The sequence below is a fragment of the Desulfotomaculum sp. 1211_IL3151 genome, assembly GCF_036763075.1.
Classification (GTDB): Bacteria; Bacillota; Desulfotomaculia; order Desulfotomaculales; family Desulfotomaculaceae; genus Desulfotomaculum.
Genome location: NZ_JBAIYV010000062.1, coordinates 75996 through 88012 on the forward strand (window position 1 = coordinate 75996; position 12017 = coordinate 88012).

Annotated in this window: 11 protein-coding genes; 2 read left to right on the forward strand and 9 right to left on the reverse strand. The window is 41.5% G+C overall.

What is annotated here, in order from left to right:
• Nucleotides 1–36: 36 nt before the first annotated feature.
• Both V6C11_RS17355 and gcvH read right to left on the reverse strand, forming a co-directional pair.
• Nucleotides 37–885: a hypothetical protein gene (locus V6C11_RS17355; protein ID WP_333532453.1), complete on the reverse strand. Its 849-nt coding sequence runs from the start codon at nt 883–885 to the stop codon at nt 37–39.
• 45 nt (nt 886–930) lie between these two features.
• Nucleotides 931–1329 (reverse strand): glycine cleavage system protein GcvH, encoded by a 399-nt coding sequence (gcvH, locus tag V6C11_RS17360; protein WP_333532454.1) that lies wholly within the window; start codon nt 1327–1329, stop codon nt 931–933.
• Between the two features lie 241 nt (nt 1330–1570).
• On the opposite strand from gcvH, the gene V6C11_RS17365 reads away from it, so the two are divergent.
• Nucleotides 1571–2497: a LysR family transcriptional regulator gene (locus V6C11_RS17365; RefSeq protein WP_333532455.1), complete on the forward strand. Its 927-nt coding sequence runs from the start codon at nt 1571–1573 to the stop codon at nt 2495–2497.
• 57 nt (nt 2498–2554) lie between these two features.
• On the opposite strand, the gene V6C11_RS17370 is transcribed toward V6C11_RS17365, so the two are convergent.
• From V6C11_RS17370 to V6C11_RS17385, 4 genes are all read right to left on the reverse strand, one after another.
• Complete coding sequence (locus V6C11_RS17370; protein ID WP_333532456.1) at nt 2555–3952, reverse strand: MFS transporter; 1398 nt, start codon at nt 3950–3952, stop codon at nt 2555–2557.
• A gap of 197 nt (nt 3953–4149) precedes the next feature.
• A complete protein-coding gene (locus tag V6C11_RS17375) occupies nt 4150–5427 on the reverse strand; it encodes a DUF4129 domain-containing protein (RefSeq protein WP_333532457.1) in 1278 nt (425 codons plus the stop codon).
• Nucleotides 5428–5444: 17 nt separating this feature from the next.
• Nucleotides 5445–6542: a DUF58 domain-containing protein gene (locus V6C11_RS17380; protein WP_333532458.1), complete on the reverse strand. Its 1098-nt coding sequence runs from the start codon at nt 6540–6542 to the stop codon at nt 5445–5447.
• Between the two features lie 2 nt (nt 6543–6544).
• Nucleotides 6545–7489, reverse strand: coding sequence for an AAA family ATPase (locus tag V6C11_RS17385; protein ID WP_333532459.1), 945 nt, complete (start codon nt 7487–7489; stop codon nt 6545–6547).
• Nucleotides 7490–7645: 156 nt separating this feature from the next.
• On the opposite strand from V6C11_RS17385, the gene V6C11_RS17390 reads away from it, so the two are divergent.
• Nucleotides 7646–8482, forward strand: coding sequence for an amidohydrolase family protein (locus tag V6C11_RS17390; RefSeq protein ID WP_333532460.1), 837 nt, complete (start codon nt 7646–7648; stop codon nt 8480–8482).
• 97 nt (nt 8483–8579) lie between these two features.
• Here the strand turns inward: V6C11_RS17390 and V6C11_RS17395 are convergent, their stop codons facing one another.
• The 3 genes from V6C11_RS17395 to V6C11_RS17405 form a co-directional block, all read right to left on the reverse strand.
• Nucleotides 8580–9194, reverse strand: a complete 615-nt coding sequence (locus V6C11_RS17395; RefSeq protein WP_333532461.1) for an acetate uptake transporter family protein — start codon at nt 9192–9194, stop codon at nt 8580–8582.
• 87 nt (nt 9195–9281) lie between these two features.
• Complete coding sequence (locus V6C11_RS17400; protein WP_333532462.1) at nt 9282–11036, reverse strand: acyl-CoA dehydrogenase family protein; 1755 nt, start codon at nt 11034–11036, stop codon at nt 9282–9284.
• Nucleotides 11037–11106: 70 nt separating this feature from the next.
• Nucleotides 11107–11886, reverse strand: a complete 780-nt coding sequence (locus V6C11_RS17405; protein ID WP_333532463.1) for an enoyl-CoA hydratase/isomerase family protein — start codon at nt 11884–11886, stop codon at nt 11107–11109.
• Nucleotides 11887–12017: the final 131 nt, after the last annotated feature.

The following is a 12017-nucleotide window of genomic DNA, read 5'->3' on the forward strand; positions in this document are numbered from 1 at the left end:
TTGCCTCCTAATGTTATATTTTAATATAAAAGCTGGTTAGGCCTTTTCTATTTCCACAAAAACTTGATGCGCCCTAGCGGCTGTACGGTAAGGTAATAATGCGTCTGCCGCCATAGCCTCTATATCTTTAAAACGCTCATCCCTACACTCTTTGGGTTTAAATAATTTGATTAAATAAGGGTTCTTCATGCTACCAGTGGCTTCGGCAATTAATTTGGCTGCGCCCCCAACTTCCTTAGTAGTCAGGTATCGAATTTCACCGTCCCCACGAACCACCGGGGTAACAGTAGTCTGGAATTTATACTCAGGGAACTTAGAAACCAGGGACAAGGATTTTTCGATTTCTGCAGTGTCAACCTCCTTGCCCAGGATCTGGCTGTACAATTCTTTAGGGCCTAATACATTCATAATTATTACATCAGCTAAACCCTCAGCTAGTATTTGTTCAAGAATAGCACTGTTAAGACCATTGGTATCCAGCTGGAGTTTCATGTTGTTGGTTTTCTTAATGTAACGTAATACTTCCAGGAATCCTTTAGCATCCTCAGAATTCCCGCCAGAAACATGTATTCCATCCACCCATTCTTTGTGCAGAGTTCCTACACTAAAGAAACTATCCAGTTTGCCACCACCATAAAGATAAGCCACACAGGCACCAATCCCCTGATGAATGTTCCCTGCCTCTGTGTCGTGCAGGAGAGGAAATTCTACACCATCGGGACCACGGAAGATCGCCTTCCGATTAGCAGCATAAAACTTTTGAAAGGCTTCTTTCCCTTCGGCTTTCATATCTTGTTCTTCAAAGGCAATGCCCCGTTCATGCATAAGCTGTTTAATGATTTTGCACCGGGTACAACCAGTGGCTGTGTAAATGGTAAAACTCATTAAGACATCTCCCTTCCTTGTGATAAGGATATTTAATGCAAGATATTATTTGATTTGATTCAGGTAGTCTTCTTTGGCCAGCAATTCTTTTAGTTCAACCAGGTTACCGGGCTTAACAACAATCATCCAACCAGTACCATAGGGATCTTCATTGACGTTTTGGGGGGCTTCTTCTAGTTCTTCATTAATCTCAACAATCTCACCGCTTACAGGCATGTAGAGGGCAGAAACAGTTTTAGCTGACTCAGCCTGACCAAATTCGTCGCCTTTACGATAGGTTTCACCAACATTGGGCAGTTCCACAAAGATGATATTGCTCAATTGATCCTGTGCGAAATCCGTGATACCAACCCTCACCAAGTCACCTTCAACCTTGGCCCAGGTATGCTCGTGGAAGTAGAGGATATCATCAATGAAATTCAACTCTGTAATTGCTTTAGTCATTATCAACATTCCTTTCAATTCTAAGTTATTGAGTCACCACTTTGGGAAAGTTATCACGGTCTTATTGTTTTAAGATTAGCATATCCCGTTCAGCAAATCGGTAGCGCAAACTACTTGGCAACAGAAAGTTACAAAATATTTGTCGTTTGATTGACATGGAGGTCAATTTAGTTTAACTTGTTTAGCTATAAGGGTTGTGTTAATCTAGTTGCAATAATTTCCATAAAAAAGGTGTGGTTGTATGGATATTAATCACCTTCATTATCTGGTTGATGTGGCACAAACAAAATCCATCACATTATCGGCCAAGCGGCTCTTCATTTCCCAACAAGGATTAAGCCAAATTATGGTGCGGCTGGAAAACGATTTAAAAGTGCCCCTTTTAAATCGCCACCGTCAAGGGGTTACCCTAACTGAAGCAGGTGAAGTGGTGGTGGCTAAGGCCCAGGAAATTCTTCAGAAATACGATGAATTACTGACCATTGTGCAATCTTATGCTAAGATAAACGTGCAAAATTTATCAGGAAAGCTTCTCATTAGTGCGGTTCCCTTTATCAGCAGCAATTTGCTGCCAGAGGTACTGGATTTATATAATAAGCAATTTCCTGGAGTGGAGGTTCATGTTCAGGAGAAACAACCTGATAGAATAATTGATGATATCAACAACTGTGAAATCGATATCGGCCTGTTTATTCTGCCAGATTTTGAGTTCAACGAACAAATTCTTTCCTGCAACGGCACCTTCGAAAAAATCCTAGAAAATGAAATGTTCGCAGTGGTAGCGGGCAATTCTCCACTGGCTAAAAAGAAAAGTCTAACTAAAACTGATTTATATCAGCAGCCAATTGCAATCTACAACTTTAAACCTTATCTCAAGATCATCAGTTTCATGTTTCCAGATTTAAACCGACTAAATATTTTAGTTAAAACCAATTCCGTAGACCTATATAAAAATGCTATTCTTAATCGTCAAGCAGTGGGTATAACCTCTTCCACAGACACCCGGCTGCTACGCGATGATTCCTTGATTACGATACCCCTTAAGGAATCCGTCAAGATGTCCTATGGATGTTTTATACCTTCCTCCTGCTCAATGTCAGATGCTGCTGAAGCGTTCATAGCCATCCTGAAATCCCATGCAACCACACTATTAAACAGCAAAAAATAACAAGAAGGCTGATGGTGATTGCCCTTATCAGCCTTCTTAAATTAAAGAAAACTATGATTATGCTACTTCTTCCAATGACTTACCACCAGTACGGTCACCAAAGACTAATACTGCAAAACTTGCCACTGTCAGGAGCATAGCGATGGTGGTAAATATACCTGCAAAACCAAACTTTGCATAAATAACTGGTACCATCAATTGAGATCCTGCCACAGACAAACGTCCCATGGCATTATGAAAGCCAGTGGCTGTGTTACGCATTTTAGTGGGGTAAGATTCGGCCACATAGGAAAACAAAGTAAAGCTGGCACCTAAGTTAAAGGCATTCATGAGCATCCCCACAGCAATAATTAGCCACAGTGTGTTACCAAGATTAGCATATACCAGAGCTAGTCCAGCCCAGCAAAGTGCCATGACCCCAATGGGAATTTTGCGACCCCCTTTATCGGAGACGAAGGAGGATAGGAAACATCCAATGGGAGCACCCAGAATAATCAGCGAACTGGCAAATAAAGATTGTTCTAAGCTAAAACCCTTTTGTTGTAACAAGGTGGGTGTCCAAGCCATAAAGACAAATCCCGGAACGTTGAGACATATAAAGGATACAAGCAACACTGCCGTTCTTTTGATATATGACCCACTGAACATACCAACCAGGACTTCCTTCATGTTTTCACTGGGTTGTACTTTTTTAGCAGCTTCACTTAAATCCACTTGGCGACCAGATAATTCAAATACAACCTGTTCTGCTTCAGCCACACGTCCCTTGGCCACCAACCAGCGGGGAGATTCTTTCAGATACTTCAAACCAAGGAAGAAGCCAATCAAGCCTAAACCACCCAAATAAAATATCCAGCGCCAGGAATCTTGACTAATAGGAACGATTATCCGAGCGATAACTCCAATTAAGGGCATAGCTAGGAAACCAATACCAGCAGTCATATTTTGCCACTTACCCCTACTTTCCGCAGGTGTCATTTCCGAGATATAGGCAATGGAAACTACCATCATACAGAAGATACCAAAACCAGTTATGGCTCTAGAAATGGCGAAGGTGGTTAAATCGTTGGCCAATCCGTTGACGATAGATGCTACTGAAAATACTACGATACTTGCTAAAAAGGTTTTTCTGCGTCCAATAAAGTCGGAAATAACACCGCCCAACAGTCCACCTAGGGTCATACCCACAAAGTATAAGGAGGTAATATGAGCGATGTCCTCCATGGTGATCCCCCAAGACCTAATCAGTGCTGGAGCCACAAAGGCAAAGTTATTATTATCTAGTTGCTCAAAGAAGTAGGCTAAAATAATTAGTGCAAAAAGACGCATATGATTCCTTGAAACAGGTAGACCATCGAAGTAATTGTTTTTAATTATGACACCTGCATTTACATCCACACTACTGCTACTCAAAAAATTTCCTGCCGACAAACTGGCACTGCTATTTTTCTGCATAAGCGCACCCTCTCCCCTATTGCATTATCATGCTACGATATTGTGATAATTATCTTTAACACAATCTTACACAGGAGTCGCCCCCATGACAAACAAACATTCATTGTTGTGGACACAACAAATTCTTGTGGTTTATCGAAGGTCGTGCAAAAATATAACAGTGCCAATAGTCTGACACTGTTACCTTAGCCCTGATTTTATAAGCTAAAATATAATTTTCCTATCATCCTTTTCAGTTCGCGGCTCTCCTTTGACGTGATTTGCTTATGTCCATAACTGTACTGAACGTAATTATCGGTAATTATTTTAAAGATACCAATATGCCTGGGAAACTGTTTGCAAAGCCGATTACAGAATTCGTATGGCGTCTCCCATTCTGCCTTGGGGTAATTTCTTTGAGATGCCCATTTTAACAAATAATAGTAAGCTTCCCCCACGCCATATTTTACTGGTAAAAAAAGAGAGGCCAATAAATATATTTTTCTTAAAAGGCTTATTAATATTGGTATAATCTTTACCCGGGGTAGGACAAATTTCTGGGGTGTCTGGGTTTGACCGGCTTTTCGCCAGATTCTTCCTAAAAGATAGAGTATGCCCACGATCAAGGCGATAAGCATGCCGGCAATTAATAGATACAGCATGATCTCAACAACAAAACTAGTTTCACCGGATGTTTTATCCATCATAAACTCCGTTTTTAACTCGGTCGTGCTGCTTTCACTTACTACGTCCGTCCGTTGCGGTACCATGTCATTTTTTCCTAGAAGAAATTTCAAAATGATAGCCAAAATATTAACCAAATAAGTAGCAAAAGGTTGGGCCAACCCAAATAAGTTAGTTGAAAACCCATACAGATATGCCTGAAATAAACTAGCAACCATCATAATCGGTAATAGGATGCCGCCAAAATATAACGTGACTGCCCAAGGCTTTATTTTTTCATGCCCCGGTTTTATCATGGATAACATAACAAAACTACCAAAAAGAACCAACAACATGCAGATAACCAAATGAGGAATCATCATTCCAAGCAACTCTGCAATCATAAGAACGATAAACATGATAACAAGGCTTACTTCAAAATGACTAACTGCCTTCGTGTAGTCCCATGTTTTTCTTGCTAATAGGCCTGTTCTTAGCCAAATCCAAAAGTAAAATACCAATAGATTCATCATTTGCAGCCTAAATAAAATACCTTCTGACCACTGTTGATGAAAAGCGTTATTGAATAACAGCCCCCCAATAAAGATATAAAAAAATAAATAACCAGACCAAATAATAAAATATGACCACTTTTTAGAGATTAAAAGATGCTTTAATAAAACGGTTATGATAGAAAGTGCTATTACGGTTGCAAAACTGGTAATGGCTGACAAGGGTGTTTTCATGCCTAAGGCAATAAGATAATAAATTGGATATAAATAGGCTATTTCTACCGATATTGCTAATAGCGTGAGCTGTATTCTATTTGTCATACCAAAAGCCTCCACCCTTAATCAAATGATAGGTCATACTGAAGCAAATTGGGTAGGTCTTTAAAGTGTCCGCCGATAGAAATATAACTTGTGCCTGGTGGTATCGCCTTACTTTCCAATCGTAAAAAATCATTTATATCACCCAGGGGTGAAAATTCTAACCTCGCTAACCGCTCCAATGCGATTAATAAATGATTCATACCATTGCCAATAGGCAACGATAAAGGTCCCTCCATCCCGGTTTGACGCCCATTGGCCAACACGCCAAAGGGAATATTCCTCTCTTGGGCCCACGTTATCATTGTGGCAGCCACCGAAAGAGCCTTTTCATATTTTTCTTCATCATTATCCTGATAAAAATATTCTACATCCACTAAGATATAGATCTTGTAATCCCCTGAGGGTTCTAATACTTTAGCATATAGTTGATCCTTACCCATACTTGCTTTCCAGTGAATAAGTCTCGCCGGTGTATCATCAGTATATTCCCGTAAACTAACTAATCGAATAGGATCGGGCAAAAAGGGTCTTTGCACATTATTTTCTCCTATTAAATCAGATACCTTGATAGCCAATTTTTCCAAAGGTACTAACCGAGGGTAAACGATCAGCAACTTACGATCTTTTATTATCCTCGCCTGCTCAAAGAGCCCTAAACCATCCCTGGAGAATAGATGCAAATCAGGAATTTGCCAAACCCCCCGCTTAATAACCTGTAAATCATATGTCAGGCAATAGTTTTGCCTGCCCATTAACATAATGGCTTTTTCCTCTATCGTTTCAGTTTCCTTCACAGTTAACCCCGCAGGAAGAATTTGCTGCCAGCCAATAATTGAAGGTAATCTCTTATTATTCCTTATCTTAAAGGTTAGTTTGGTCATCTCCCCGGGAAAAAACCGTAAAACGGTGACTTGTCTTTCCACTACTAGATTTCTTAATCCGGCCTTACTCCACCAAGAGGCCCCTTCAAGGGTTACCACTACCAGCAATAGGAATATAGCTGGCAACCAAATCGTATTGTATAACAAAACCAATAAACCGACTATCAGAATGACTCTTACCAGTCCAATAGAAAAATACGAGACAATACCTTGTTGCGTTTCCTGGCTAGTCATGATTATTCATCCTTTTCGACCTCTGGTATTGCTACATAATTAACGATATCTTGTAATACATCGCTTTCAGAAACACCTTTTAGTTTTTCTTCCCGTTTTAATACGAGGCGATGCTTGAGGACTGGCTTGATCAAAAATTTAACATCATCCGGTATAACATAATTTCTATTTCTAACCAGGGCCAATGCTTGAGCTGCTTTAAATAAAGCTAAAGAGGCCCGGGGACTGGCTCCTAATTCAATGGATTGGTGTTTACGGGTTTCTTCTATTAATAAAACGATATATTCAACAATTGAAGGATGGATCTTAACCTGACTCCGCCGTTCCTGCCAATGCAATATTTCATCTGCCGTTGCCACTGCTTCCAATGAATCGAAAGGATTCCCGCAGCCATGACTTAAGAGGATCTTAATTTCTTCCTTTGCAGTTGGATAACCCATACTAATTTTCATTAAAAAGCGGTCTAATTGTGCTTCCGGTAATAGAAAGGTCCCTTCCATTTCAACAGGATTTTGCGTGGCTAAGACAATAAACGGTTTAGGCAGGCGCATGGTTTGTCCATCTACGGTAAATTGCCTTTCTTCCATTGCCTCTAATAAACTGGATTGTGTTCTCGGGACCGCTCTGTTTATTTCATCCGCCAATAGAATATTGGTCAGCACGGGTCCTTCACGAAAAACTAAATTATCCTTTTGCTTGCTATATACATAAAATCCAGTAACATCCGTGGGCATTAAATCAGGCGTAAATTGGATCCTTGTAAAACGACAATTTAATGAAATGGCAAAGGCTTTGGCCAACATGGTTTTCCCTAGTCCAGGTACATCTTCAATCAGTACATGCCCATCTGCCACCAAAGCAACTAATAACAATTCCGTAATATCCTCTTTGCCAATCAAAACCTTTGCAACATTTGATTTTAGCCTATTAAAAGCTGCCTCCAACATTTGTCTACCCCTCTTTTGTGCAATAAAGTTGTTAGTTACTATTATAGCAGACAAGGTCGAAAAAAGGCGTACGAACTATATCACGGATCGTTTTGCTGCTAGAAGGGAAAAACACTGAATTGTCCAATTATTAAAATAATAGAAGGGGGTATTATTATGTATAAAATAATTGATGGTCATGTGCATTTATTCCCTGAAAGATTAATGAAGGCAATTTTGGTTTGGTTTGAGAATGAAGAAAACTGGGAAATGCCTTTTAAATGGAGTGCTGAAAAACATATTGAATATTTACAGGGTATCGGAACTTCAGAAATGATGGTTCTGTGCTATACAAATAAAGCAGGAACCAGTGAGGGGCTAAATGAATGGCTGGCCGCTCTGGCCAAACAATATCCAGAAATAAGGCCCTATGCCGCAATACACCAGGACGATATGGATAAAGCTAAGATGCTCAAAGTCTTTTTGGACCAGCACCGTTTTTATGGTGTGAAAATTCATTCCTTTGTTCAAAGGGTGTCTGCCCTGGATGAAAGGTTCAAAGAAGTGTTACAATTACTGGCTGAACGAGAAAAAGGGTTAGTCCTTCATGCCAGCTCCATGCCGATCAACTCACCTTACATCAGACCGGATGATGTCGGGTTTTTATTGAGGGAATACCCAGGTTTAAAGATCATGGTCGCTCATTTAGGTTTACCGGAATTTCATAATCCGTATCTGAAGCTATTGGATAAATATGAAAATTTATTTTTGGATACGGCCTATGTTTTTGGCAACCAACGGTCTGATTTAATCTATGCCAAGAATAAGAGTAGGGAATTTTTGCGAGAAGCCCTAGAAAATTATGCCGATAGAATTGTCTATGGCAGTGACTTTCCTGTCATGGATTACCCCCCGGAAAGGGCCATTGAGCACATCCGTTCCCTTGTGCTGGGCGAGGAAAAAGAGGAGAAAATTTTCTGCTCTAATGCAAAGAAATTTATGGGCCTAAGCTAGGCCTTTGTTTACTTGTTTACTGTGCTCTAAAAAGAATTACATCGTCCCCATCTTGAGGAGGAAATAAAGATGAGGACGATATAATTTAAACAACCTTTTACATGTTTACCGAAGTAGTTGGCTTCGGTTTTATTAAAGGTGCACCAAGAGGAATAATGTTTCTTTCAAATACCGTGTTAATAATCATACCCCAGGCAGTATATAAGCCGAAGACACCACCAAGACCGATGAAATTTCCGGATACGATATGCCATTCATGGCCAATTACATTGAGATTCAAGAGGGTTACAACAATCACAGCTATATCAAGTGACAATACCATTAGAATGGTGCTTAGTGGGGTTTTAAAATATGCCGGCGTCCAGGATACCAGTGCAATCATCAGGGCGATCCAGGCCCAACCATCGATTCGAGCATCCAAAACCCAACCACTCTTAGCAGCATAAAATTTGAGCAGTAATTCCAGACCATTTACTAACATAAAAAAGGCTGAAAAAAAGAGAAAAATATTACCACCCAAAATATTGCCATGTTTCAATTCCATGGTAGCAACAAAAATTTGAACGACAAAACCACCTATTAGCCAGATACCAAGTAACGGTGCACAAGAAGAATCAACCTTTCCAGTGTGTATAGCATAAAAGGTAAAGCACGCTATTGCCAGTGCGACCAGGCCAGCCGGTCCTGGATTTGCTGCCTGTCCTTGAGACATTTAATAACCCCCTATTTAATATAAATTTTTCACGCTGGATAACTCACTGGATTGTTATGGCTCAGCCAATCATACTTCATGGGAAAATTAAACCACATACTTGCCAGCTGCTGAAACAACCGCCGCAATCCCCTGCCGCATAAGAATGGTGCTCTGGGGAGTGTACTGGGCTAGCAACTCCAAATCACTTATACGTTTTGTCAATTCTTCACCTTCGGCAACGGTTGCCAAAATATTTTTAGCGGCTTGCTCCATCATACCAATATTCGAATGGATAAAGCATTTAGCCATGCTCAGCTTTAGTTCTGCTTTGTCTGCACCATCCCTGGCCAAGGCCTTTTGAGCCCGCAGCAGGGCACTTTCCATGCCAAACACCTGCGTCAACATATCTGCCAGTTTACCGATGACTTCCTGCTGACTAAGCAGTCCGTTGCCAAACTTGTTAATTCCGGCCCCCAGAGTATATAGGAAGATGTCCTTCGCTGCCTGTACCAAGTCCTCTTCACTTTGACAGGCCGCCATGCCCGCTGCAATTTTTGACTGAACCTGTTCAATGGCTTCCTTCAAGGGAATGTCCCCTTTGAGCCCACGGCGAACCAAGGTGCTGGTAGTCACAACCCGGTTAATTTCATTGGTTCCTTCAAAAATACGGTAAATTCTGGCGTCCCGGTATAGTCTTTCAATGGGGTACTCGGAAGTGAAGCCATAGCCGCCATGAATTTGCACCCCTTCATCAACCGCAAAGGCTTGCACTTCAGTGGCAAATACCTTATTCATGGAGCATTCCATGGCATATTCTTCAATACCCCTGGCAGCCACCTGACCCCCGTCATGGCCTGAAATATCCAGGGAATGCATCATTTCATCCAACAGACCTCCGGTACGATAAACCATACTCTCAGCCACATAGGTTCTAACCGCCGTCTCAGCCAATTTTTCTTTAATCAGGCCAAATTCGGCAATGGGTTTGCCAAATTGGATGCGTTCGTTAGCAAAGGATGCCGCTAGTTCCAAGGCCTGTTTGGCAATACCCGTTGCATTGCCGGCCAGTTTGTAGCGACCCATATTCAAGATATTAAAAGCAATGACATAGCCTTTGCCAATTTCATACAAAATATTTTCCACCGGAACTTTTACATCTTCCAGTATTAAGGTTCTGGTAGAAGATCCCTTGATACCCATTTTGTGCTCTTCCGGACCCGTTGAAAGACCTTCTGAATTGGCGTCAACAATAAATCCGGTAAACTTTTCCCGGTCTATCTTCGCAAAAACAATAAATACATCGGCAAATGCGGCATTGGTAATAAATTGTTTGGCACCATTTAGGATATAGTATTTACCATCGGGACTAAGCACAGCGGAGGTACTGATGGCCATAGCATCCGTACCCGCCCCCGGTTCAGTCAAAGCGTAAGCCGTAGCGATTTCGCCCATGACAATGCCCGGTAGATACTTTCGTTTTTGCTCATGGGTGCCGAAATAGACGATCGGCAATTGACCAATTCCGGTCTGGCCCCCGTGGGTCATGGCAAAGCCACCGGCCCAACCCATGCACTCAGCAATAATGCTGGTGCTAATTTTATCCATGGCAAAACCCTCATATTCTTCCGGAACATCGGTTCCCAGTAAACCCAGCTCACCAGCCTCCATTAATAGCTTTTTGTTAAGCCCATCTTTTTTGTATTCTAAGTCATCCATCACTGTCAAAACGTTATCCTTTACAAAACCCATGGCAGTTTTATAAATCATTTTATGTTCTTCTGTAAAATCCTCGGGAGTAAAAATATCCTGTGGATCGGTTTGACCAAAGAGAAAACTACCGCCTTTCGGTAAGTTGCCCATTTATTTCACCTCTCCTTTTAATTGCTCTGGCTGCGTTTGCCAAATAGCCAGCTTACTTGATTTATCCAACCTATTTGCCTGTATAGTTAGGCTTGCGTTTTTCTAAAAATGCTCCTAAACCTTCTTTAGCATCTGCACTGGCAAAGGCAGTAACAAATGCCTGTATTTCAAAGGCCAGACCGGCATGAATATCAACATTGCTGCCTGTATTAATCGCTTCCTTCGCCATCTTGATAGCCACTGTGGGTTTGCCGGCCATCCTCTTGGCTACTGCCTTGGCTTCTTCCAGCAGTGTATCAATTGACACAACTTTATTTACCAGGCCAATTTTTTCAGCCGACGCAGCATCGATGATGTCACCCAGGAAAATTAATTCCTTCGCTTTGGCTGCACCAATCAACCTGGGTAGGCGTTGTGTTGCTCCATTACCTGGGATAATACCCAAGCCGGTCTCGGGTAAACTGAATTTAGCATTGTCGGCAGCCAAGCGGTAATCACACGCCAAGGTTAGCTCACAGCCTCCCCCGAAAGTAAACCCACGAATGGCTGCGATAACCGGTTTGCCTAGATTTTCTATTTTATCTACACAGGTTTTGGAACCCTGGCAAAATTGATACACCTCTACCGGAGTAAGGGTAGCCATTTCTGCTACGTCAGCACCGGCAGCAAAGGCCTTTGATCCGGCACCGGTAATAATAACGGCCTTAACTGAGTCATCAGCCTGCAGTTCGTCGGCGGCTTGGGCTAGTTCACTGTATACTTTACTGTTCAGAGGATTCATGGGCGGACGGTTTAGGGTAATAACAGCCACACCGTCTTCTTTATTTAACAAAATTGTTTCATAGGACATGAAATTTCCCCCTTTGAGGTAGTTTATTTTAATGACCTGTGCCGAAAGAATCCCAGTAGGGAATCGGTTACTCTTACAGATTCCCTACTTTGGCAGCTTAAAAGGATGGTTATAAAAATTCAAAGCACAGA